This window comes from uncultured Hymenobacter sp., assembly GCF_964242765.1.
Classification (GTDB): domain Bacteria; phylum Bacteroidota; class Bacteroidia; order Cytophagales; family Hymenobacteraceae; genus Hymenobacter.
Map to the genome: position 1 here is coordinate 95,702 of NZ_CAXTBM010000001.1, position 24,179 is coordinate 119,880.

Consider the following 24,179-nt stretch of genomic DNA (forward strand, 5'->3'; position numbering starts at 1 on the left):
GTTTCGCGCTACAGTATATGGTAGAAGTTAAACATTTGACGAAGACCTTCGGCGCTCAAACCGCCGTGAATGATATATCTTTCACGGTTGGGAAAGGCGAAATTCTAGGGTTTCTGGGGCCAAACGGCGCCGGCAAATCCACAACCATGAAGATGGCTACCGGGTATTTGCCGCCTTCGGCGGGCACCGTCCTCATCGAAGGCTACGACGTGCTGACGGCCCCGCTGGAAGTGCGCCGCCGCGTAGGCTACCTGCCCGAGCACAACCCGCTCTACCTGGATATGTACGTGCACGAGTACCTGGAATTTATCGGTTCGGTGCATGGGCTACGCGGCGCAGATTCTCGCCGCCGCGTGCAGCAACTCGTGGATAGAGTAGGGCTGGGCCGCGAGCAGAACAAGCAAATTGGTGCCCTCTCGAAAGGCTACCGCCAGCGGGTGGGCTTGGCCCAAGCCCTCATCCACGACCCCGGCGTGCTGATTCTCGACGAACCCACCACCGGCCTCGACCCCAACCAAATAGGCGAAATCCGCAGCCTCATCCGGGAGCTGGGCGAAGACAAGACGGTCATTTTCAGTACCCACATTCTGCCCGAAGTGGCCGCGTTGTGCAGCCGCGCCGTCATCATCAACCGTGGCCAGCTAGTAGCCGACTCGCCAGTATCGGAGCTAGGCGCAGGCGCTAAGGGGGAAACCGTGATTCGCGCCGAGTTCGAGCAGGCTATTGATACCACATTGCTGCAAGCTTTGCCGGGCATCAGCCAGGTGGAAGCGGAAACCGGCAATACCTACCGCATCCGGGCCACGGCCGGCACCGACCAGCGCGGCGCTATTTCGCGGCTGGCTGCCCAGCAAGGGTGGGTGCTGCTTGGGCTGCGGCAGGAAGAGCAGTCGTTGGAAAAGGTGTTCCAGTCGTTGACTAAATAAATTGGTGAAGGGCTGCATTGTTAAAAGGTTGGTCGTGCTGCGACCCACGCTAACAATCAACCTTTCAACAATTCAACAATTAAAATTAGATGTACGCCATCCTTCGCAAAGAATTCAATTCCTTCCTTAACTCCCCGGTAGCCTACGTGGTCATTGGGGTGTTTTTGGTTGCTACTGGCCTGTTCGTGTGGGTTTTCCCGGATAGCTCGGTGCTTGATTACGGCTTTGCCGACTTGCAGACGCTGTTCAACATGGCTCCCTGGATTTTCCTGTTCCTGATTCCGGCCATCACCATGCGCACGTTTGCTGAGGAGAAGAAAGCCGGCACCATCGAGCTGCTGCTCACCCGGCCGCTCACCGATGGGCAGATACTAGGCGGGAAGTACTTGGCTTGCCTGTTGCTGGCGTTGCTGGCGCTGCTGCCCACGCTGTTGTACTACTATTCGGTGTACAAGCTAGGAAACCCCGAAGGCAACATCGACTCGGCGGCCACCGTCGGCTCCTATCTTGGGTTGGCGCTGCTGGCGGCGGTTTTTGCGGCTATTGGCGTCTTTGCCAGTGCCATCACCCGCGACCAAATCATTGCCTTTCTGGTGGCGGTAGTTGGCTGTTTTCTGGTGTATTCCGGCTTCGATTCCTTGGCTTCGGTTTTCGACGGGGCGCCGGCTTACTACATCGGGCAACTCGGCATTGCGGCCCATTACCGCGACATCAGCAAAGGCCTGATTGACTCCCGCGACCTGATGTACTTTTTCAGTTTAATTATCGGCTTGCTGTTGGCTACCAAGCTGGTGCTGCAAAGCCGAAACTGGTGAGTTGCCTCACCCCCTAGCCCCCCTCCTTCAGAGAGGAGGAACTAGCTCCTAGTTTTTTAAAGCTAGTAATAACAGAAAATTAAATAACCAGAAGTTAGTTTCCCTCTCTTTTGGAGAGGGGGCTAGGGGTGAAGCCCCTCGATAAAACATGCCCGAACAACAACTCCCAAATCAATCCCGCAAACGCCGTGACTTGCTTCGCTTTCTGGCGGTTATCGGGGTATTGCTGCTTGTCAACTTCATCGGCCAGCAGTTCTTTTTCCGGCTCGACCTCACGCAGGAAAAGCGCTACACCATGTCGGCGGCCACTCGGCAGCTGCTTACGGGCTTGAAGCAGCCTATCACAGTGACGGTGTACCTGGATGGGGACTTCCCGCCGGCGTTTCGGCGCTTGCAGCAGGCCGTGCGCGAAACCCTCAACGAAATGCAGGTTTACGGTGGCGGCAATCTGAAATACGTGTTCATCGACCCGTCGGCGGCCGGTACGGAAAAGGCGCGCAACGAATATTACCAGACCTTATTTAAGAAAGGTCTGACCCCCACCAACCTGGGCGCCAACGAGAACGGCAAGCGGGTCGAGAAAATCATTTTCCCGTGGGCCTCGATTTCAACGGGAGGCAAGGAGCAGCAGGTACTGCTGCTGCGCGGCAACCAGGCCGCTCCTTCGGATGTGCGCCTCAACCAAAGCATCGAAGGCTTGGAGTACGAACTGGCCAGTGCCATCCGCAAGCTCAGCCCCGGTAAGCGCAAGCTGATTGGCGTGGTGGAAGGCCACGGCGAGCTAAGCAATGCGGAAGCCGGGGACCTGATTGGCTCGCTTGGCCAGTACTACGAAGTGTACCGCGTCGACCTTAGCAAAGTGCGCGACCTGCGGGCCCTTAGTGCCGTTATCGTAGCCAAGCCCGCCACGCCCTATACCGAACCCGAGAAGTTCAAGCTCGACCAATTCATCACGCAGGGCGGCAACGCGCTGTTCTTCGTGGACGCCATGCGCGTCAACCTCGACAGCGCCGCGCGCACCGGTATGCTGTCTTTCCCGCAGCCCGTGGGCCTCGACGACTTGTTCTTTAAGTATGGAGCGCGCGTCAACGCCGACCTGATTCTGGATCTTAATTCCGGCGTGATTCCGCTCGTAACGGGCAAGGAAGGCAACAAGCCGAAGGTGGAACCCATGCCCTGGCAGTTCTACCCGCTGGTCAACAACTTTAGCACGCACCCCATCACCCGCAACCTCGATGCGGTGTACACCAAGTTTGTGGGCACTATCGACACGGTAAAGGCTACGGGTATTCACAAAACGCCGCTGCTCTTCACCTCGCGCTACTCGCGCGTGCTGCCCTCGCCGGTGCCCGTTAACCTGAACGATGCCCGCCTGCAACCCGACCGGAAGCTCTACAAAGACCAGTTCGAGCCCGTTGGCTACTTGCTCGAAGGCCAGTTTCGCTCCCTCTACGCCAACCGCGCCCAACCCGGCACCACGCAGTTTCAGCCCGCCGTTTCGCCCCAGGCCAAGCCCTCCAAAGTGCTTGTGGTTTCCGACGGCGACTTTGTGCGCTCGGAGCTGGACCCCAAAACCGGCCGCCCTTTCCGCCTCGGCTTCGACCGGCTCGCCAACACCGAGTTTGCCAACCGCGAGCTGGTGCTAAACGCCGTCGATTACATGCTCGACGAAACCGGCCTTATCGGCGTGCGCAGTAAGCAAATCACCCTGCGCCCCCTCGACAAGCTCAAGGTTATCGAGCAGCGCCGGAGTTGGCAATTACTGAATCTGGTGGCGCCACTGGTGCTGCTAGGCGTGTTTGGTGCCGTGCGCGCCTGGCGCCGGAAACGGCGGTATGCGCGGTTTTAAAACGACATAATTTTTATAAATTACTGCATGTCCCTTGTGCTATAAATCAGAAAGCTAGATGGAACAAGTATTGGGCTTCATACTAGAAGGTATAACAGAAGGAGTTGTCAATACTTTAGTATTTGCCTCAATTGGTTTTTTGTATCTGTACCTACGATACCGTAACCGCATACGAGTACGGCGGATACTAATCAAGGAGTACGACACCAGCTATACGAATGCCGGACAGGTGGTTGTGCTGAATACCGTAGCAGCTATCGGCATACTACTAGTGGTAGGCTTGATCATAGCTACATTGGTTTAGTCAGTAGCTTGTTAATTTCAAATCAACCGCATAGCGGCTACAGGTTGGTAGAAGTTTGAGTATCACGTTTGGTAGTGCCGCATAGTGGTACTAGAAACACTGAATGCTCTGTCACTGCTGTGGCTCAACTTGTTTTCAACCAAGAAATTAAAGCTTACAGAATAGTAGAATACAAAAGCCCGGCAAGTAAAGCAAACACCGCGTCTGCTCTACTTGCCGGGCTTTACCCGTTTCGGGGGTAAAGCCGGTTACAGTGTTACGTTGCCGGTGAGGCGGATGTCGCGGGAGGAACTGCCGACGAGCACGCCGAATTTGCCGGGCTCCAATACCCATGCCTTCTTGGCCTCATCATAGAATTGGAAGGCGTTGGTATCAAGGGTCAGTGTTACGGTCTTGGACTCGCCGGGCTGGAGGAATACTTTCTGGAAGCTTTTGAGCTCCTTTTCGGGGCGCTTCACGGAAGCTTGGTCGTCGTGCACATATACTTGCGCTACTTCGGCGCCAGCTACCTTCCCGGTGTTTGTGACGGTGAACTTGACAGTGGCGTTCTGCTGGCCGGGCGTGACGGTGAGGTTGTCGTACTTGAAAGTGGTATAGCTCAGTCCGTAGCCGAAAGCGTACTGCGGCGCCACTTTGTAGGTGTCGAAGTAGCGGTAGCCTACAAAGATGTCATCCTTGTAGTGCTCGACCACAGCGTTGAGGTCAGAAGGATTGTCGGTGGGGTAGTTGCCGAGTTTGTGCGCCGGCGAATCGGCCAGCTTCACCGGGAAGGTCATGGGTAATTTGCCCGAAGGATTGACCGTGCCGAGCAACACTTTGGCTATGGCGTTGCCGCCTTCCATGCCGGGGTACCACGCTTCCACAATGCCTTTAGCCTGCTTTTCCCACGCCGACACATCGATGGGGCCGCCGCCCATCAGCACTACTATGGTGTTGGGATTGGCTTTGAGTACGGCCTGGATGAGCTGGTCCTGGCCGAAGGGCATGTTCATGTCGGGCTTGTCGGGGCCTTCGGCATCGTAGGCGTTGTCGTCCCATACGGCGTAGTTGTAGCCGTGCGTCCAGCCGCCAACTACGATGGCTACATCGGCTTTGGAGGCGGCATCAACGGCCTGCTGAATCATGGCAGCGTCGGCTTTCTGGTTGCGGGCTATTTTGTAGCCTTGCACGTAATTCACCGTCACGCCGCTGCCTAGCTCGTTTTTTAGGCCTTGCAAGGGTGTGATTTCATACTTGGCTTTCACCTGCGAACTGCCCCCGCCCATCGAGTTGGCCCGGTCGGCATTCTGCCCGATAACGGCAATGGTTTTGATGGAAGCTTTCTTAAGTGGTAGGATGTTGCCCTCGTTTTTCAGCAGTACAATACCCTCTTCAGCTACTTTGAGGGCCGTGGCGGCGTGCTCTTTGGTGGCGTAGGCCCCAGGCGTACGCTTAGCGCCGTCCATCATGTTGGTTTTGTACATCACGCGCAGAATGCGGCGTACTTTATCGTCAATCAGCTCTTCCTTCACCTTGCCGCTTTTCACCAGCGTCACTACGGTGTCGCCGAGGAAGAACTTCGGGTACACGGTGCTGAGCTCCACCTTCTTAGCGGGGCCACCTGCCGTCTGCGACACAGTTTGGTTCATCAGCAGCAGGTCAGTACCCATTTCCATGTCGGTGCCGTTGTTGATGGCTTCCATGGTGCTGTGCACGGCGCCCCAGTCACTCATCACAAAGCCCTTGAAACCCCACTGATCCTTCAGAATCTTGTTCATCAGGTAGTCGTTGTGGGTGGCCCATTGCCCCCGAAACTTGTTGTAGGAACCCATAAGCGTGTTCACCCCCGCTTCCTGCACAGCGGCCTTGAAGCCGGGCAAGTAGATTTCGTTTAGGGCCCGCTCACTCATGTCCACGTCAACGGTAGTGCGCTTGGTTTCCTGGTTGTTGGCCGCGTAGTGCTTTACGCAGGCCGATACGCCCTGGTCCTGCACCCCTTTAATGTAGCCCACCGCCATGCGCGACACCAGATAAGGGTCTTCGCTCTGGTACTCGAAGTTGCGGCCGTTGACCGGCGTCCGGATAATATTGATGCCGGGTCCAAGAATCACGTCTTTGCCCCGGAATTTCGCTTCGCTCCCCAATACCTGACCGTACGCGTAGCCTAGTGCCGGGTTCCAGGTGGCGGCTAGTGTGTTGCCAGTGGGTAGATAGGTGCCCGCGTCATTGACGTCCTTGTCGGGGGCCCAGTCGCGGCCGAATTCGGGGCGTACGCCGTGCGGGCCATCGGAGGAGGTGAACTCAGGAATGCCCAACCGCTGCACGCCGCCGGAAGTGAACGAGGAACTGCCGTGAATCATGGCCACCTTTTCTTCCAACGTCATCTTCTTGATGAGGGCGTTGATTTTGGCGTCGTTGGTAGTGAGGGTTGCCTGCTTGTTTTGCGTTGAAACCTGGCCTGACTGCGTGGTCAACTTCTTTGGAGCGGCAGCTGGCTTGCTTTGCGCTAGGCCTGCGCTACAGTGCAGCAAGCAAGCGGTAGTGCCGACAAGCAGGAAATAAGGATGGGGTTTGGAAGGCATACAGACAGTGGTAATTAAGAAACTTTTATGTGGGAATTTTCAATGCAATTACGCGTAACAGCGCTTTAGCTCCGTGTCGGTAGAAACTAAAGTGCAGCCGTAGCAAGACATGCTAGTCCTGCTACGGCTGCGCGGTCGGTGCCGCCAGCAAGCGCATGGTGTACGTGTAAGAATATTTCTTGTCGAGCAGGCGGTACTGGTCGTGGGGGAGGGCGCCCCAGCTGTTGTCGCCGCCGAGGCCGCGCTGCTTGAGGTCGAGGTGCAGGAATACGGCATCGTGCCGTTTCACGTCGTTGAGGTGCTGCTGCTTTTTGCTTAGGCCGGGGTCGAGGTCTTCGGTGCTGGTGTTCAAAGCGCTAAAGCAGAGCGGTTGCAGGCCTTCGAGGCGCAAGCCCTGACCGGCTTTGTTTTGCAGCATCAGCCAACGCACATCGGTGTGGTAGCCGTTTTCCTGCGGCCGGATGTAGTTGCTGGTGAACATACCAGCTACAGAATCTTGATACTGCCCCAGCAAGGCCGCAAAATTTCGGTCGTTGTAGTTTTCCCACGGGCCGCGGCCATAGTAGCTGACGCGGTTGTATTGGCCCGGCAGCTGCAAGCGCATGCCAAAACGGGGCAACTCGGGCAGCTGCTTACCAGTCACGTCCAAGGCGGCCGTTACTTGCAGCGCGCCGTCGGGCTGCACCAAGTAGGTTACCATGTAAGGCACCTGCAAATCAGTTAGCAAGTATTCCATCGTAACTCGTACGCCGTCTGGGGTTTGCTCACCAACGGTAGCTTTTTGCAACGGCCGGTTGGCATGTGCCGTGCGCCACGCCCCAAGGCGGCGCGGCATGTCGTTGCCGAAGTCGTTGTCGGTGGGGGCGCGCCAAAAGTAGGGTTCCGGGTACTGATTGATAACACTAGGCTGGTCGCCGTTCCGGTAGTTGGTGAGGCGACCCGTCTTCAAGTCAAACGAGCCGCGCACGTCGCCGGCCGTAAACGTGAGTCGGTCGCCGGTGCGCTCCACTTGCAGGTTGCCGGTAGCAGTGGCTGGCGCTTTCTTCGGGGCGAAATAGGAAGAGGGGGTTAGCATAAACTGTTCTCGCGCCACTTCGTGCCCGGCGGGTATTAGTTCGGTGGCGGCCTTGGTGCGCGCAAAAACCGCCAGCGTATATTCGGTGCCGGGCTCCGCCTTTAGCTTGGGCAGGGCCAGCTTCACCTCTCGCTGCTGATGCGGGGCCAAGCTTACTTTCACTGCACCATCCTGCACTAGCTGACCGTTGCGGGAAAGTTGCCAGCGGATATCGTAGCTGCTCAGATCGGTAAAGTCGAAGCCATTGTAGACGCGGATGCGGCCCGTAGCCGGCTGGTCGGCGCTGAAACGAATGTTCTGGTAGCCTTTTTTCACTTCGTACAACTCGGGTTGAACGGCCCGGTCGGCCGAAACCATCCCGTCGGCCACGCCATTCTCGTCGTTGAAGCGGTCGAAGCCGCCCAGGTCGCCCCCGTAGGCCCACCACTTCTGCCCGTACGGCGTGGTTTGCTTGATGCCCTGGTCCACCCAATCCCAGATAAAGCCGCCTTGCATGTGCGGGCTGCTCCGAATAATATCCCAATACTCCTGAAAGTTGCCGTTGCTGTTGCCCATGGCGTGCGCGTATTCGCACATGATGTAGGGCCGCTTTTTGGTGTTGTCGTTGGCATATTTTTTCATCGACTCGATGCCGGGGTACATGGGGCACACAATGTCGGTATCCACGTCTTCGCCGGCCTGCTCGAACTGCACTGGCCGGCTGGGGTCGCGCTGCTTGATCCAGGTGTAGGCTTCGTGAAACACCGGCCCGTTGCCGCACTCGTTGCCCATGCTCCAGATGATGACCGAAGCGTGGTTCTTGTCCCGCTCCACGGCCCGCTCGATCCGGTCGCGGTGGGCGGGAGCCCAGGAGGGGAGGTAGGCTACGTGCTTGGTTTTGTCGAAAGGGCCTTGCAGCTCGGCGCCCATGCCGTGGCTTTCAATGTTGGCCTCGTCCACCAAATACAACCCGTACTGGTCGCAGAGCTGGTACCACAACTCGTCGTTGGGGTAGTGGCTGGTGCGCACCGCGTTGATGTTGTGCAACTTCATCAGCTGAATGTCCTTCACCATCAACGCCTTGGTTGGAACGTGGCCGTTCACTTCGTCGTGCTCGTGGCGGTTGACGCCGTGTACTTCCACGGCCACCCCGTTCACGAGCAACTGCGCATTCTTGATTTCCACCTTCCGGAAGCCCACTTTGGTGCTCGTCACGCCACCGGGCACGGGTTTATCGGCGGCGTCAACCAAGGAAAGCAGGCAGGTGTAAAGCACCGGCGTCTCGGCGCTCCAAGGCTGCACTTTCGGCACCGCCCCGCTGAAGACGAGCTGCTCGTCGGCGGCCGTACCGTTCAGCTTCAAGGTTTTCAGCAGCACCGGTTTGCCTTGCGGACTCAGCAGTTCCAGCCGCACGGCTGCCGGCCGGGGCGTTGCCGCGCTACCCTCGCGCCCGAAGCGCCGCACACTCACGTTGGCGCCGAACTGCCCGGTTTTGTAGGTGGCATCCAGGTCGGGCTTCAGGAAAAAGTCCCACAGGGTTTCAGCGGGCAACTCCTCCAGATACACGTCCCGCTCGATGCCGCTGATGCGCCAGAAATCCTGGTCTTCGAGGTAGCTGCCGTCGTGCCAGCGCACCACCTGCACGGCCAGCTGGTTGTCGCCGGGCTTGATGTACTTGGTTACGTCGAACTCGGCGGGCGTTTTGGCCACCTTGCTCATGCCCACCCGCTGCCCGTTCACATACACGAACGCGCAGCCCGTTATCGACCCGAAATGAAGTAGCACCTGCTGCCCGGCCCAGGCGGCGGGCACGTTGAAGCTGCGCCGGTAAGTGCCCACCGGATTATCGCGCCCATCAATGTAAGGCGGGTTTTTCGGGTGCGGGTATACGATGTTGGTGTAAATCGGAATTCCGAACCCATGCAGTTCCCAGTTGGCGGGTACGGCTAGGCTGGCCCATTTCGTGTCGTCGAAACCCGGCGCAAAGAAAGTAGTCGGCGCCTCGGCGGGCCGGGGGGCGTAGTGGAATTTCCAAGTGCCATTCAGCGACTGATAATGCGAGGAACGCGCCCTGTCGGCGGTCTGCGCGTCGGCCGCCCGGTCGTAGACGTAAAACGAAGCCCGCGGAGTTAGTTGATTTTGGTTAAGCAGCTTTTCGTCTTGCCATTCCGTCGGGGTTGGCGCCTGCGCACCGGCAAGCCGGGCCGCTAATAAACCAGTTAGCAGAAGTAAGTTGTTTTTCATAGGAAGTAGGGGAGGGAGGCTGCGTAAACCCGTATCCTCTCCGAGAGGAAGTGAGATGGGTTTACACTTAGTTCAGGTAATTTCTTGGTCAGGTAGTCATCGGGGTTAGCTGCGGGCTTGTGGTTGCCGGTACTCCGTATTCGACTGCTCCTTTAGCTGCTCGCTGCTAATTTGAAAAGTTTGAAGGAGTAGCCAAGTGCCCCTCGACAACCTTTGTCGATCCGAATTTGGACCGGTTCAAAATTGCCCTTGAATCATCTGAAATCAAACCATAAGCTGCCACGAATGGGGGTGTAGTTGAGCATTATGTTCTTTTGGCTCTGCGGCCCCATGGCGGCAGCGGCCTGAAACTTGGTGCCAATGGGCGCAATAGCGTTCAGGAAGCCAAGGTTTCCTTCGGGGAAAGCCGGCGAAGTGTTCTCGTTTTTAGCTCCCACCGGGCGGGCCGGCTTCAGCATTTGCAGAAACAAGGATTGGTCGTCGGTGTAGACCGTGAAGGGCGACTCCTTGTTTTCCACCACCACCCAATACATATCGGCGTGGTAACCCTTGAACTCGGGGTACTGCCAGGTTTCGCCGGTGATGGAGTTATTGTACTCCTTGTGCCACACGCCAAACTGCTGGCCTTTCATTCGGTTTTTCCAAACCCGGTACGGCCCCCGGCCCAGCCATTTCATGCCCGTTATTTTCTCTTCGGGGTAGTTGAAGATGATGCCCATGAAATCAGCCTCGCCCTTCTGCGAGTACTGGTATTCCAGCTTAGCTGGCTTGCCCGCCTCGAAAATCCATTTCACTTGAAAGTTAGAAGGACCTTCGTAGATTGATTCCACTACGTTAGTAGCGCCTTGCACCGAATGTTTGAACTGCTTCAACGTGTGCGCCACGCCCGCCTGCACCGGCCCCCCCGACAAGGAAATGTCGCCTTTCGAGTTGGTGACCTTCTGCACGTAGCCCGTGGTTTTGTCGAAGGAGTAGCTAATGCCATCTGCTTTTACTACCAGCGTGTTCGTCTCGTCAACCACTTCCACCTTCCCGGCAACTTGCGTTGCCGCGTACTTCTTCGTTATGCTTTTGGGGTAGCTGATCGGCCAGCTCCACGTGAATATTTCGCGCTTGTCGGGGCCATAGGCGGTCAGATACAGAGCGTTGCTGTTGCCCCAGGTGGCGGGTAGTTTCAGCGTAAGCACGCCCTTCTCACCGGGCGCCAGCGCCCCTGGCTGACCAGTGCCGGCAGCGTCGGTCTTGGGGGTCGTGGTTTTCTCGGCCGGCAGCGGAAACGAAACCAGCTTCCAGGCGAAAGTGCACTGCCTGAGGTTGGTATACAGGTAGCGGTTCTCGATTTCCAAACGGCCATCGAAGCCGGGCGCCAAAGATTTCCGGTCGATAACCACCGGCGACCATAGCTCCTGAATGGTGAAGAAGCTGGCTTCTTTCTCGCGGTGCGGACCCAAGATGCCATCCGGGCCGGAGTTGCCGGCGGCGTCTAGCTTGCCGTTTTGGTCGGTGCGGGCCACCGCCTCGTCATGAAAAGACCACAGAAAGCCCCCGCCGAAGTAGGGATGCCGCAGCATCAGGTTCCAGAAGTCTTCGAGGGCAGCGCCGTGGCCGCCGTCGTAGAGGCCGTGCATGAACTCGGTGGGGAAGTACACTTCCTTGTCGTAGAGGGCGGAGTTGACCACGTAGTTGTAGTCGGGGTAGTGCTTGGTGTCGGTGTTGTTGAACCGCTCCCACGGGTGAATGACCGGGCGTTTTTGCGGATCATAGAGGGCATAATCACCGTCGAGGGCGAAATTGAAGCCGCCTTCGTTGCCGTTGTCCCAGAGGATGATGGACGGGTGATTCACGTCGCGCACCACCAACTCGCGCACCAGCTTGCGGCCCACCGTCGTGTCGTATTTTGCCTGCCAGCCCGTTAGCTCATCCAACACAAACAGCCCGAGCGAGTCGCACGCGTCCAGGAAATGCGCGTCGGGCGGGTAGTGCGACATGCGCACGGCGTTCATGTTCATTTGCTTCATCAGCTTCACATCAAGCAGGCTGATTTCCTTGCTCAGCGTGCGGCCTGACTCCGGCCATTGGCTGTGGCGGTTCACGCCCTTGAGCACAATCCGCCGGTTGTTGACGAAGAGGCCCTGCTGCGGCCGTAGCTCCATAGTGCGGAAGCCAAACCGCTGCTTCACTTGGTGCACAGTGCCTTTGCTGTCGGTGAGCGACACCACCACGTTGTAAAGCTTCGGGGCTTCCGGGTTCCAGGTTTGAATGCCCTTGAATTGCTCGCGCAACGTGGTTTTCTCTTGGCCGGCTGCAACTTTTCCGGCAACCACGTTCCCAATGCGCTTGCCGCTCAACTCCTGTACTTCCACCTGAAGCTGCTGGCTGGCTTTGGCATTCACCGGAAACACATCCACGCGCAGCGAGCCGTTGGCCCTGGCATCTAGCGCAATCCGGTCGATGTAAGCGGGCGGCACGATTTCCAGGTACACCGGCCGGAAAATGCCTCCAAACAGCCAAAAATCTGCCTTACGCTCGGCTTGGTTGACCGATTCGTTGGCGGAATGCTTGCTTACTTTCACTTCCAGCAGGTTGTCGGTGCCGGCGGGCTTCAGCAGGCCTGTGATGTCGTATTTGAAGCGGTAGAAGCCGCCTTGGTGCACCGGCCCCGCCAACTGCCCGTTGATCTTCACCTCGGTGTCGGTCATCGACGCCTCGAACACGATAAACACGTGCTTGCCATTGCCCGCAGTAGGCACCCTGAACATATGCTTGTACAGGCCCTGCTCGTCGGGGTTTACTTCGTCGCGGAAATAGTTGTAGGTGCCAAAGCCTTGCTGCTCCCAGTTGGAGGGCACCGCTATTTTGTCCCACTTGCCGCTTTTCTGGCCCTTCGTGCAGTAAAAATCCCACGTCACAGTGTGGTCCTTATCAGTGCCAGAGAGGTACTGCATAACCGTTTGCTGCGCAAACGTATTCAAGCAAGCAAAGGAAAGTAAGCTACCGAAGAGTAAAGCAATTTTTCGCATCTTGAGGTTGTGTAGTTCGATTTCAGAGAGTGGCTTGTTGGTTCGGCGGCCTCGGCTAAGGAAAAGTACAGGATTTAGCGCGTAACCAGTTGTCTAAAAACGATATTAGCAGCGCAAGGCCCGCGGGTACTACGTTCAAGCAGCGCACTACTAGCCTCAGATCAAGCACTTCTTTAGGATCAAGCAACGCATCAGATTAAGGCTACCAGTCGGGGTTGTGCACCGTCGTAGGATCAATCTTAGCCTGCGGGAGCGGGCAAGCAGGGTTTGCCAGCAAGCAAGACCTCCTGGCTCTATCCCCAAGTAATTCAGGTGGCGGCACTGCTCTGGCAGTAAGGAATTGCCACTGCGAAAAGGCGCTAAAAAATAGACCCTATTACCTATCTTTGTCTCCCTTCCAAAAAACCCTTTCGCCCCCAATCTCTGTATGAAGTTCATCGTCTCGTCTTCCGCCTTGCTCAAGCAACTCCAGAGCATCAATGGCGTGGTCACGAACAATCCCGTGGTGCCGATTCTGGAGAACTTCCTCTTCGAGATTGAGGAAGGAAAGCTAACGATTACGGCCTCTGATTTAGAGACCAGCATGATGACGGAGCTGCCCGTGGAAGCGCGCGAAGCCGGCCGGATTGCGGCGCCCGCCCGCATCCTGCTCGACACGCTCAAGAACCTGCCCGACCAGCCCGTGACCTTCACCCTGGACGAGGAAACGTACACCATCGAAATTGCGAGCAGCAACGGCCGCTACAAACTGGCCGGCGAAAACGCCACTGATTTTCCCCGCGTGCCCGTGGTGAAAGGCTCGACGCCGATTGAAATTCCGTCGTCGTCGCTGGCCCGCGCCATCAACAAAACCATCTTCGCCGTCAGCACCGACGAACTGCGCCCCGCCATGACCGGCATTCTGGTGCAGCTAGCCGACAACCAAGTAACGTTTGTAGCTACCGATGGCCACCGCCTGTTGCGTTACCGCCGCTCCGATGTAGGCGCCGGCCAAACCGCCAACCTGATTATTCCGCGCAAAGCTTTCAACTTGCTGAAAGGCGCGCTGCCTTCCGAGGCTACGCCGGTAAAGGTGGAGTTCAACAACTCCAACGCTTTCTTCAGCTTCAACCAGATGCGCCTCGTGTGCCGCCTGATCGACGAGCGGTACCCAGATTACGAAAACGTAATTCCGGTGAGCAACCCCAACAAGCTCATTATCAGCCGGCAGGAAATCCTGAACTCGGTGAAGCGCATCAGCATTTATTCCAACAAGACCACCCACCAAGTCCGGCTGCGCCTCGCCGGTTCCGAACTTACCGTTTCGGCCGAAGACTTGGATTTCAGCAACGAAGCCAACGAAAAGCTGCCCTGCCAGTACGACGGCGAGGACATGGAAATCGGTTTTAACGCCAAATTCTTGCAGGAAATGTTGTCCAACATCGATTCCGAGGAAATCACGCTGGAACTCAGCACGCCCAACCGCGCGGGCCTGCTCATGCCGACTCTGGCCGACGATAATGAAAGCATTTTGATGTTGGTGATGCCGGTAATGCTCAACAACTACGTTTAAATAACTTGATGGCTGAATTGTTAATGGTTGGTCGTTCTAGCGGCCGACCATTTTTCTTATTTAGCTGCCCTGATTTTCTTTCAAATGGCTGAAAGCAGTAACCATTCAGCCGTTTATTAATTCAACCATTTACCCATGAAGAAATCCGAAATCCGCTTCAGCATTGCCCTCGACGACCAGAAAGTGCCCGAGGCCATTAGCTGGACTGCCACCGATGCCGGCCCCGATATTCACTTTGCCAAGGCCATCAACATTGCCCTTTGGGACCGGGACGAGCGAGGCACTATGAAAATCGACCTCTGGACCAAAGAAATGCCCGTTGATGAAATGAAGCGCTTTTACGTAGATACCATGGGCGCCATGGCCGAAAGTATTATCACGGCTACTAACGACTCGGTGATGGCGACCAAGATGCGCACTCTGTGCAAAGAACTCATGAGTCATATCGACGAAGAGGAGAGCAAGCAGCAAGGCTAATACGCAACACTTATTGGTCTCGAGGTGAAAGCTCCACGTAACTCATACTACAGCAACAGAAAGCCCCATCAGCAAGTGCTGATGGGGCTTTCTGTTAAAGCTAAGCAGGTTTGTTTAGCGGGTTTGCTTGGGCGCCGGTGTACGGGCTGGTGCAATAACGGCACCGCTGGTAGCTGGCGACGGATTCTGCACCGATTTCACGAAGTTGGAATTAGCGTTAGCTGAGCGCGAGGCATAATCCCGGTCGTATTTGCGGTAAGTGGAGCGGGAGCCGTAATAAGTGCTGTACTGATCGTTGGAAAGAACAGCTTGCAACTCTTTGTCTCGCTCTTTGCACACTACGTCGCACTGTTGCGTAATCAGTTGAGGGTTACCGGCATTACGCTGTTCAATGGCCGCCATCTTGGCTACTTTGTCTTCGTTGATGGCCCGCAAGCGGGTCGACTGGTAGCCGTTCAGGCGCAAGTCGCGCGCCATTTGGTCGGAAAGGCGTTTCGCGCGTTCCTGCACCTGGCTTAGGCGCGGCGACGACTGGGTTTTATCGGCAGGAGCGAGGGATGTCTGTTGCTGAGCCTGGGTGCTAAGTGTGCTAGCAAACAGCAAAGAGGCGAGGGCAAGTTGCTTTCTCATCGGTCGATATATCAGTGGAGAGTTGAAAAAGAAGACATCCAACTGCCTATCGATACTGCAAAGCGGCCGGATGTCTCTTTACTAACGAAAAACAATGCCAAGGAGTTTATTGCAAGCGCTGAGTTTCTTGAAAAACAACCAACTTGCGTTACGAGGAATCAATTAGCGCCTCACTAAAACCTGTTTTTCCACATCATCGACTCCACCGGCTTGTCGGTGCGGTCGTTGTATTTGGCGTTGGCTTTGCGGTTGTAGAAGGTTTCCACGTTGCCCTGCACCGTAAAATAGATGAGCTGGCCCACTGGCATGCCGTAGTAAACTCGCACGGGCATCGACACGCTGATTTCCAGGGTCCAGTGGTTGCAAAAGCCGATATCACCCTTACCCGCCGTCGCATGGATGTCAATACCGAGCCGGCCGACGCTGCTTTTGCCTTCGAGGAAGGGAACGTGGGCGTGGCTTTCGGTATACTCTTCGGTGACGCCGAGATATAGCACGCCGGGTAGCAACACGAAGCCCTCGGCCGGAATTTCGAATTGTTCTATCTCATTGTGTTTGCGGGCGTCCAGCACGACGTCGCGGTAGGTGGCGAGGTAGCGGCCCAGGTGCACATCGTAGGAATTGGTGCCGAGACAGGTGCGGTCGTAGGGTTCAATAATAATGTTGCCTTGCTCTATTTCGGCTAGAATCTGCTGGTCGGTAAGGATCATAAGTGCGTTCTGAAGTATTAACTGTTCTCGTCCTCGTCCTCGTAGCGGTCTTCGGGTAGCGCATTGGCGGACCGTCGAGTGGTGGGCGTACCCGTTTGGCGGTCTAGCTCGTCGGTGAGGGCGTCGAGGCGGCTGCGCATATCCGGCAACACACTGGTAACCAGGAAGAGCAGCAGCAAAAGGGAGGCGCCAGCTAGCATCAGGGTCAAGTAGTCCACCCAATCGTGCTGAATTACCTTATCGAGGGGGCGCGGGCTGCTACTAATTACCGGAGCGGGAGTAGCGTCGGGGGAGGGACCCGCCTCTTCGGCGGTGGTTGTCAGAGGAGCATCGACGTCGGCGGGCGGTACGGCGGCACCATCGGCCGCTAGCTCATCGGGGGCGGCATCCTCGGAAGCATTGAACTGCGCGGCGCTTTGCTGGATGAAGCGCTCAAGTCCGCGAATAAGCGATACCCGCTCGTCGCGGGGCAGCACCCGCACAAAGAACTCGAAGTTCTTATCGACCAGAATACTGCGCAGTTGTTTTTCGAACTCTGCTAGATCGGTGCGGTTCTGCCCGAAGCGGTTTTTATAGCGCTCCGATACGCCGTTATAATTCTGAAACAACGTTTGCAGATCAGTGCGGCCGTCGAAGTCGTTGAAATCTTTGCGGGCTTTGGCAGTGCGCAGTGAAACCGGAAATTTGCGCCGCGTAAACGATTTGTCGTACACGGTTTCCATGGTCCGAAAATTCAACTCGTCAACGGTGCGGTCGAACAGGCGTTTGTTGGCCGCCGCGGCCGATTCGGTTTGGGCCCTAATTAGACAAGGCGCTGCGAGCCATAAAACCAGGAATAGCGGCAGGAAGAGTCGAAGTCGAGGCATAGGGGCAAAGAAGTTTAGCGGCAAAGGTAACCGGTGTTTCCCCTGGAATCTACTACGAAAGCTAATTTGATAGGGGTAGCACTTGCAGTTGAATTAAGCTGTAGTTGCTCAACAAATTGCAATGGTTGTCTTATCAGATATTACCGGAATTGCGCAAAGACTCTTTGCGTAGTTTGTAAGGCTTGTTATTTATTTTGCGTAATTATTTGCGCTATACCTGCTGCTTATTTTGGCTCTTCGATAATTATTTGTTGCGCATTAGAATTATTGAAATCAGTAAAATATATTTTCTGCCATATATAGTATATGAGGTTAAAAATTGCTGCTGCATAGGCATAACCCCCTGTCAGTGAGCTTATATTGTGGTAGGCATTTGTTACTAAATTGTTAAAGCGAAGCGAAATCCAGCTGATTAATTGGATATAAGTATTTTGTACTTTACTTATTGAATTAAACTATTCTAATGTATTTAAGAATTTAGTTTCTTCACTGAACTATAAGCGTAATATTCTTATTAGTGCCACTGGATATTACATGCCTAAATTTGTCATCGATTTATTTGCTGGCTTTGGTGCTTGTATTTCTCAGTTGGTTTTAATAAAAAGTTTTCGCCGTTAATGAAAAAAAAACTACTTGGATGCAGTAGCTTGATGCTGCTACCATGCCTGGCTTTTTATCCAGTAAGCATTGGTAATCCTGCTCTTTGGCAAGCTCCGTTTGCCCAAAACACAGAGGAAGCGTTTGAAACGGGTGCCAAGACCGACTATCCTACCGGCTCGGTAGCGCTTAGCACTGGTAGCTGGGTACTGGATGATGCCGTGCTCGGCAGCTCGGTAGCCGACCACAAAAACGGAACCCAGGCTGCCCGCTTGCAGCAAGGAGGAAGACTTACGATGGGTTTCTTTCTGCCAACCGGCGCCTCTACCGTAACCGTACAACATGCCGTGTACGGCACCGATGGCAGTAGTAGCTGGGAGCTTTTCGCCCAGTCGGAATCGTGCAACTGCAACAAGTGGACGAAGGTTGGCTCCACAGTCCTGACGACATCGTCTACGTTGCAGGCAGCGGCTTTTACCGTTAATATTTCGGGCCGCGTCAAATTCGAAATTCGGAAGACCTCTGGGGGCAGTGCCCGCCTAAACATCGACGACTTCGTTGTGACGGAGTTTGGGGTAGCGCAACCCTCCATCGACAACGACAATCTGGCGCTTGGCAACCCTAGCGGCGCAATTGCCGACGTGAGCAGCCCCAACAACTACTTGCTGGTCAAGCCGCAGTTCACCGTAGGCTACAACCGCGACCAAGGCAAACCGAACTGGGTTTCCTGGCACATCGACAACACCAACCGCGGGGGCATCGACCGGCAAGACGACTTTCGCAACGATACTGCCTTGCCGGCCGGCTGGTACCAGGTGCAGAGCAGCAGCTATACCGGCTCGGGCTTCGACCGGGGCCACAACTGCCCGTCCGCCGACCGTACCTCCAGCGTCGCCGACAACTCGGCGACTTTCCTGATGACCAACATGATGCCTCAGGCGCCCAACAACAACCAAAAGACCTGGGCCGATCTGGAAAACTACTCCCGCACCTTCTTGCCCAACAACGAGGTGTACGTGATTTGCGGCAGCTACGGCGTGGGCGGAATAGGCTCTAATCCGGGTGGTGCCGTGGTGAATACGCTCGATCAGGGCCGCATTACGGTGCCCTCGCGCTGCTGGAAAGTGGTGGTGATTCTGCCGGTTGGCGACAATGATGTGGCGCGCATCAATGCCAACACCCGCGTTATTGCTATTGATACGCCCAACGACAACAGCCTGAATTCCAACTGGGGTACGTACCGCACCACCGTTGATGCTATCGAGCAGGTCACAGGCTACGATATTCTTTCTAACCTGCCGGTTGACGTGCAAAACGCGCTGGAGTCGAGAATAGACAACGGCCCGGTTTCCTGATTTCCATTTCCTTCTTCAACTGGTTTTTGCAGCCTCGCTGTCATCATATGAACATGACTTCTAATCTGTTGCGTCCTAGCCGACCGAAACGGATAATCACCAAGCTACTACTTTGCGTTTTAAGCTTCACGTTTTTTTCTCCGGTAGACGTTGAAGCCCAAGTACTTCTCACCAGTGCCGCTCCCAAAACCGAAACCTTCGACGGCCTGAGCACCAGCGTTACGGCGCCCGTGCCAACGGGCTTCAAGCTAGCAGTCGGTAGCTCGGCTTCTTATTTCGGTACTACCACCTCGGCTACTACCCGCGCCGGTGGCACATCGGGTACCGGGGCAATGAATAGTAGCTCGGGTGGGGGAGACTACAACTTTGGCAATGGCGTGACGGCCACGGCCACTGACCGGGCACTGGGCTTTTTGACCAGCAGTTCGGCGGCCTCGCCTCGGCATATTCTGCTGGCTATCAAGAACAATACGGGTTCGGTTATCAAGGACTTGACCGTAGATTTCGCTATCGAGAAATATCGCACGGGTACCAGCAGCTTCGTCTGGAATTTCTATAGTAGCACCGAAGGCACCGCCTGGACGGCGCAGTCTGCCGGTGATGCAAGCTTTGCCGCAAGTCCGGCGGGCACCCCCAATGCCGTAGTTGATCCGGCCACGTCCACTGCTAAAAGCGTTACCCTTACGGCTATCAACTTGCCGGTTGATGGCGTGTTTTATTTGCGTTGGAGCCACGTAGGCGGGCCGTCCAACGGTCAAGCCCTGGGTCTCGACGACCTGGTGCTTACGCCCACCTTGGCTACCGGCAACCCAACGCCAGTGGCCGCCATTACGACGGTGCCCTCCGCTTACAACAGCCCGTATTGCTTGAGCGGAACTGCGGGCAGTACGCCCTTTGATGTGGCTTATACCGCGTCGGGCACCTTCACGGGAAGCTTCAAAGTTCAGCTATCCGACGCCGCGGGAGCTTTCCCGGCCAACACCACCGACAACATCATTGGCAGCGGCAGCACCTCGCCCATTGCCGCAACTATTCCGGCCAGTACGCCCAACGGGACCGGCTACCGGATACGGGTCGTGAACGATGGCCTGGCCACGTATGGCAGCACTAACGGCACCAACCTGACGGTTAGCTCAACTCCGGCTACGAACACGGTTAGTGTTGCGCCGGCTGGTTCGCAGACGATTACCGCCGCGGGTACGGGCGCTACGCTAACTGCCACGGCTGCCGCCAATTCCACGTTCAATTGGCTGTACAGCACCTCCGCTACGGGGCCGTTCACGACGGCAATTGCTGGGGCCACCAATGCAACGTACCAACCTAAGGGTTCAGATTTCAGTGCTGTCGGCACCTACTACGTGGTTGCTCAGGGCACGCTCACCACTACTTGTGGTACAGTTAAGGGCCTAAGCTCGCCGGTAGCCATAATGGTGTTGACCTCGAATCCGGAAATTGTGGCAACCCCAACGGCAGTACCCGACTTTGGACAGGTTGCCGTGGGCGCTGCTTCAATGGGCAAAAGCTTCACCGTGAGTGGTACGGGTCTAACGGCACCGCTGCTCGTGACTCCGCCCGCCGGGTTCGAAATTCGGACGGGTACCAACCCGTTTGCTTGCTGCGTGATTGAACTACAGCCCACCAACGGCACCGTAAGCGCAACTACCATCGAAGTACGCTTTGCGCCTATGGCTGCGCAGCTCTATCAGGCCACTATTCCGGTGAGCAGCACGGGTCTGCCCCAGCAGACGGTAGCAGTTAGCGGCACCAGCCAGGCACCCGTGTATCCGGCTACGGTTGCCTCCACTGCGGCAACGAACGTTACGGCAACAAGTGTTAGCACCGGCGGCACGGTGGAAGCCGACGGTGGCAGTCCAATTACGGCGCGTGGCGTGGTATGGGGGCCGTTGCCGAACCCGGTGCTGGGCACTACTGCTACCAATGAAGGTAGCGGCACGGGCACGTTCACAAGCAGCATCGGCGGACTAATGCCGGGCACCACCTACTTCGTGCGGGCTTACGCGACCAACGGCGCCGGCACCACGTATGGCCAGGAATTTAGCGTAACCACAACCACGGTGCCCTTGGCGGCCGAACCCACGCAGTCGGCAACGGTAACGGCCAGCCAAGTGACGAGCACGTCGCTGAAACTGAACCTAACGGGTGGTAACGGGACCAAGCACTTGGTGGTGGCCCGCATCGGCACCACCGTTGATGCGCTGCCGGTTGACGCTACCACGTATCGGGACAGCACTGCCTTTGGGCGGGGTGCGCGGCTGGGCACCACCAACTACGTGGTGTACGCCGGTAGCAGCGACACGGTGACGGTTAGCAATCTGCGGCCTAACACCACGTACGCCTTTTCGGTCTTCGAGTACAACGATAACAACACCCTCTACGCCGAGAACTACCTGACTGCTACGCCGGGCACTTTCACCCAAGCCACGCTGGCTATTCCGGCCGCCTTGCTGCTGGAAGAAAACTTCCCGTACACGGCCGGTAGCTCGGTAACTACCAACAATTGGGCGGTCCACAGTGGTACGTCGGGGCCCGTTACGGTGGCGAACACCGGCCTCGGATATACGGGGTACGGCGCCAGCAACATCGGCAACGCGGCCACCATAACGCCTAGTGGCCAGGACGTCAACCGCCCATTTGCTCCCGTTTATGCCCGGACACCGGTGTACGCATCTTTCCTGGTGAAAGCAACAAGCGCCAGTACCACCGGTGACTATTTCTTCCACCTCGGGCCTGCTGCGTTAGGCTCCACATACAAAGGCCGGGTATATGCCCGCCAAGGCTCCGCGGCCAATAAAGTGGTTTTCGGTATCAGCGGCAGCGGCACCGCCAACACTATCACCTACACCAGCGAAGAGTACAACACCGGCGACACGTATCTGCTAGTGGTGAAATACGATTTCGATGAGGCGGGCAATACCAGCAAGCTGTTTGTCAACCCGGCGCTGCAGGCCGAGCCAGCTACCGCCACTGCCACCAGCACCGAAACCGGTGGTTCACCGTCCGATATTGGCTCGGTGGCCCTGCGGCAGGGCAGCACCACGCCTAATCTGGTGCTTGATGGAATTCGGGTGGGCACTTCCTACCGGGTGGTACGCACGGGCCTGACTTGCCTGGAACCCGCCCCGGCTTTCGCAGTGAACACCGTTTGCGTGGGCACGCCCACCGTTTTCACGGATTCTTCTAAAGTGGTAGAACCCAATGCCACCTACGCCTGGGATGTGAACAACGACGGCGTGGTAGATTACCGAACCAAAGGCAACCTTACGCACACGTATGGTGCTGCGGGCACTTACACCGCTAAGCTTATTATCACGCAAGGCACTTGTTCGGATACCATCACCAAGCAGGTAACCGTGTGCGCACTGCCAACGGCCGTGCTAAGCGGTACGGCTACCATCTGCGCCGGCACCAGTGCCCCACTGACTATTCATTTAACGGGCGCTGCTCCCTGGCAGATAAGCTACGCTGCAAATGGCGGCCCGGCTATTCCCTTGACCGTCAACGCCGCCGGGGTAGATGCCAATGGGAACTACACGTTTGTGGTAAGACCAACGGCAAATACCACCTACAGCTTGGTTACGCTAACTGATGGTAATTGCACCGGCACCACCCTAACCGGCACTGCCACCGTAACTGTAAATACGCGGCCAGAACTTGCGGCTCCTGTGGTACCAACTGCCACGGCCGCGTATGGCCAGCGCACGGCTTCCGTAGCGTTTGCCGCTGCGGCTACGGGCACTCCGGCGCCCGTTGTTACCTATTCGGTTGTGTTGAACGGCGCCGTAACGCCTATAACGTCGCCTTACAGCTTCCCGGTAGGCACTACCACCGTAACGGCCACGGCCACCAACAGCTGCGGCACGGCCACGCAAACTTTCGTGGTGACCGTGCAGGCCACGCCTGCGAGCTTGAGCGTGCTGCACCAGAACGCCGATGGGCAGCTCACCAACAATGCCATCAAGCCGAATCTGCAACTCGTCAACCTCACCAACGCGGCTATTCCGTACCAGGAACTGACCGTGCGTTATTGGTTAACAGTCGAAGACTACGCCGCCGTACAGGCGGTTACGGACTATGCACAGCTGGGCACTGGCAACGTGCAGGCGCGCTATGTAGCGTTGCCGCAGCCTTACCAAGGCGCGTTTGGCTACGTGGAGTACAGCTTCCGGGCCGCAGCGGGCAGCTTGCCCGCCAAAGGCAACTCGGGCGCTATTCAATCGCGCATCAACAAGCAGACGCAAACCAACTTCAGCGAAGCCGACGACTATTCGTATGCCGCCAGTAGCTCGTACCAAACCAACGACCGCCTGACTGTTTACCGCAACGGCCAGTTGGTAGGCGGGGTGGAGCCAGCCCCGGTAGCCGCCGCCCAGAAGCTAGCCGTATGGTCGCAGAACAAGAGCAACCGCGCGGTGTCCAATACCATCAGCACGTATTTGCAGGTGCGCAACCTGGGCAACACGCCGGTGGCTTACCAAGACCTAACGGTACGCTACTGGTTTAGCCCGGAAGGCGCGCAGCAACTTAATTCGTATCTGGATTATGCGGAGCTGGGGGCTAACAATGTGCAGGTAAGCTTCGGCCGGGCCGGCACCGAAACCTACGCAGAACTGCGCTTTACCGCCGCGCTAGGTAGCTTCTCGCCGCTTAGCAACACGGGCAACATCCAGTATCGTCTGGCCAAAGCCGATTGGTCTGATTTCAATCAAGCCAACGACTTCTCGTACCAGGTAGCCGCAAATGCTTTAGCGGAGAATGTACGCATTACAGCTTATGTGCAAGGTCAATTGGTGTACGGTGAGGAGCCCGCTGGCGCCACCCAAACCAGTGCCCGCGGACAAGGCACCACAGCACTGGCCGCAAAGCTGGCCGCTGGGGCCAGAAACGTGGTCAGTAGCTACCCTAACCCATTTACGGGCCGCACGACCATCGCCTTCACCGCCGCCCAAGCCCAGGATTACCAGCTGGACATCTATGATATGCAGGGCCGCTTGGTTAAGCGTCTGCAAATCGGCAAAGCCCAGGCCGGGCAAGTGGTGCAGGTGGAGTGGCAAGCCGATAGTGCTCCGGCGGGCGTGTACATGGCGCGCCTCACTACTGGTGCTACCGTGCAACAGCTAAAGTTGGTGGTTCAATAAATCCAATATCAACGCACAAAAAAGCCGGCCCTGTGTAGGGCCGGCTTTTTTCGTTTACTGGTA

Annotated in this window: 13 protein-coding genes; 7 read left to right on the top strand and 6 right to left on the bottom strand. The window is 56.6% G+C overall.

Translation table 11 applies throughout. The features are described from left to right. Positions 1-17 precede the first annotated feature (17 nt). The 3 genes from gldA (at position 18) to gldG (ending at position 3,590) form a co-directional block, all read left to right on the top strand. Positions 18-926 (top strand): gliding motility-associated ABC transporter ATP-binding subunit GldA, encoded by a 909-nt coding sequence (gene gldA, locus ACFE7X_RS00335; RefSeq protein ID WP_375433766.1) that lies wholly within the window; start codon positions 18-20, stop codon positions 924-926. An 89-nt stretch (positions 927-1,015) separates the two neighbouring features. Continuing rightward, positions 1,016-1,741 (top strand): gliding motility-associated ABC transporter permease subunit GldF, encoded by a 726-nt coding sequence (gldF, locus tag ACFE7X_RS00340; protein WP_375433658.1) that lies wholly within the window; start codon positions 1,016-1,018, stop codon positions 1,739-1,741. A 148-nt stretch (positions 1,742-1,889) separates the two neighbouring features. After that, a complete protein-coding gene (gldG, locus tag ACFE7X_RS00345) occupies positions 1,890-3,590 on the top strand; it encodes a gliding motility-associated ABC transporter substrate-binding protein GldG (RefSeq protein WP_375433659.1) in 1,701 nt (566 codons plus the stop codon). Positions 3,591-4,142: 552 nt separating this feature from the next. On the opposite strand, the gene ACFE7X_RS00350 is transcribed toward gldG, so the two are convergent. The 3 genes from ACFE7X_RS00350 to ACFE7X_RS00360 all read right to left on the bottom strand — a co-directional run bounded on the left by ACFE7X_RS00350 (position 4,143) and on the right by ACFE7X_RS00360 (position 12,773). Continuing rightward, positions 4,143-6,455, bottom strand: coding sequence for a glycoside hydrolase family 3 C-terminal domain-containing protein (locus ACFE7X_RS00350; RefSeq protein WP_375433660.1), 2,313 nt, complete (start codon positions 6,453-6,455; stop codon positions 4,143-4,145). Positions 6,456-6,576: 121 nt separating this feature from the next. Continuing rightward, positions 6,577-9,753, bottom strand: a complete 3,177-nt coding sequence (locus ACFE7X_RS00355) for a glycoside hydrolase family 2 TIM barrel-domain containing protein (protein WP_375433661.1) — start codon at positions 9,751-9,753, stop codon at positions 6,577-6,579. Positions 9,754-10,007: 254 nt separating this feature from the next. Next, positions 10,008-12,773 carry a glycoside hydrolase family 2 TIM barrel-domain containing protein gene (locus ACFE7X_RS00360; protein ID WP_375433662.1) on the bottom strand — a complete coding sequence of 922 codons (2,766 nt, stop codon included), beginning with the start codon at positions 12,771-12,773 and terminating at the stop codon, positions 10,008-10,010. 427 nt (positions 12,774-13,200) lie between these two features. On the opposite strand from ACFE7X_RS00360, the gene dnaN reads away from it, so the two are divergent. Then, complete coding sequence (dnaN, locus tag ACFE7X_RS00365) at positions 13,201-14,325, top strand: DNA polymerase III subunit beta (protein WP_022823582.1); 1,125 nt, start codon at positions 13,201-13,203, stop codon at positions 14,323-14,325. Positions 14,326-14,460: 135 nt separating this feature from the next. Then, positions 14,461-14,802 (top strand): gliding motility protein GldC, encoded by a 342-nt coding sequence (gldC, locus tag ACFE7X_RS00370; protein ID WP_375433663.1) that lies wholly within the window; start codon positions 14,461-14,463, stop codon positions 14,800-14,802. A 114-nt stretch (positions 14,803-14,916) separates the two neighbouring features. Here gldC and ACFE7X_RS00375 read toward each other — a convergent pair whose 3' ends face one another. The 3 genes from ACFE7X_RS00375 to ACFE7X_RS00385 all read right to left on the bottom strand — a co-directional run bounded on the left by ACFE7X_RS00375 (position 14,917) and on the right by ACFE7X_RS00385 (position 17,008). After that, positions 14,917-15,432, bottom strand: a complete 516-nt coding sequence (locus ACFE7X_RS00375; RefSeq protein ID WP_375433664.1) for a hypothetical protein — start codon at positions 15,430-15,432, stop codon at positions 14,917-14,919. Positions 15,433-15,605: 173 nt separating this feature from the next. Beyond that, a complete protein-coding gene (gene dcd / locus ACFE7X_RS00380) occupies positions 15,606-16,142 on the bottom strand; it encodes a dCTP deaminase (RefSeq protein WP_375433665.1) in 537 nt (178 codons plus the stop codon). Positions 16,143-16,159: 17 nt separating this feature from the next. Then, complete coding sequence (locus tag ACFE7X_RS00385; RefSeq protein WP_375433666.1) at positions 16,160-17,008, bottom strand: hypothetical protein; 849 nt, start codon at positions 17,006-17,008, stop codon at positions 16,160-16,162. 617 nt (positions 17,009-17,625) lie between these two features. On the opposite strand from ACFE7X_RS00385, the gene ACFE7X_RS00390 reads away from it, so the two are divergent. Together ACFE7X_RS00390 and ACFE7X_RS00395 are read left to right on the top strand one after the other, a co-directional pair. Further along, positions 17,626-18,960 (top strand): DNA/RNA non-specific endonuclease, encoded by a 1,335-nt coding sequence (locus tag ACFE7X_RS00390; RefSeq protein ID WP_375433667.1) that lies wholly within the window; start codon positions 17,626-17,628, stop codon positions 18,958-18,960. 53 nt (positions 18,961-19,013) lie between these two features. Next, entirely contained in the window at positions 19,014-24,116 is a 5,103-nt protein-coding gene (locus ACFE7X_RS00395; protein ID WP_375433668.1) for a cellulose binding domain-containing protein, read from the top strand. Positions 24,117-24,179: the final 63 nt, after the last annotated feature.

Coding starts and splice junctions, on each gene's coding strand:
- ACFE7X_RS00375 (WP_375433664.1), bottom strand. CDS start 15,432: ATGAGAAAGCAACTTGCCCTCGCCTCTTTGCTGTTTGCTAGCACACTT.
- ACFE7X_RS00395 (WP_375433668.1), top strand. CDS start 19,014: ATGACTTCTAATCTGTTGCGTCCTAGCCGACCGAAACGGATAATCACC.
- ACFE7X_RS00350 (WP_375433660.1), bottom strand. CDS start 6,455: ATGCCTTCCAAACCCCATCCTTATTTCCTGCTTGTCGGCACTACCGCT.
- dnaN (WP_022823582.1), top strand. CDS start 13,201: ATGAAGTTCATCGTCTCGTCTTCCGCCTTGCTCAAGCAACTCCAGAGC.
- ACFE7X_RS00360 (WP_375433662.1), bottom strand. CDS start 12,773: ATGCGAAAAATTGCTTTACTCTTCGGTAGCTTACTTTCCTTTGCTTGC.
- gldF (WP_375433658.1), top strand. CDS start 1,016: ATGTACGCCATCCTTCGCAAAGAATTCAATTCCTTCCTTAACTCCCCG.
- dcd (WP_375433665.1), bottom strand. CDS start 16,142: ATGATCCTTACCGACCAGCAGATTCTAGCCGAAATAGAGCAAGGCAAC.
- gldA (WP_375433766.1), top strand. CDS start 18: ATGGTAGAAGTTAAACATTTGACGAAGACCTTCGGCGCTCAAACCGCC.
- ACFE7X_RS00390 (WP_375433667.1), top strand. CDS start 17,626: ATGAAAAAAAAACTACTTGGATGCAGTAGCTTGATGCTGCTACCATGC.
- ACFE7X_RS00385 (WP_375433666.1), bottom strand. CDS start 17,008: ATGCCTCGACTTCGACTCTTCCTGCCGCTATTCCTGGTTTTATGGCTC.
- ACFE7X_RS00355 (WP_375433661.1), bottom strand. CDS start 9,753: ATGAAAAACAACTTACTTCTGCTAACTGGTTTATTAGCGGCCCGGCTT.
- gldC (WP_375433663.1), top strand. CDS start 14,461: ATGAAGAAATCCGAAATCCGCTTCAGCATTGCCCTCGACGACCAGAAA.
- gldG (WP_375433659.1), top strand. CDS start 1,890: ATGCCCGAACAACAACTCCCAAATCAATCCCGCAAACGCCGTGACTTG.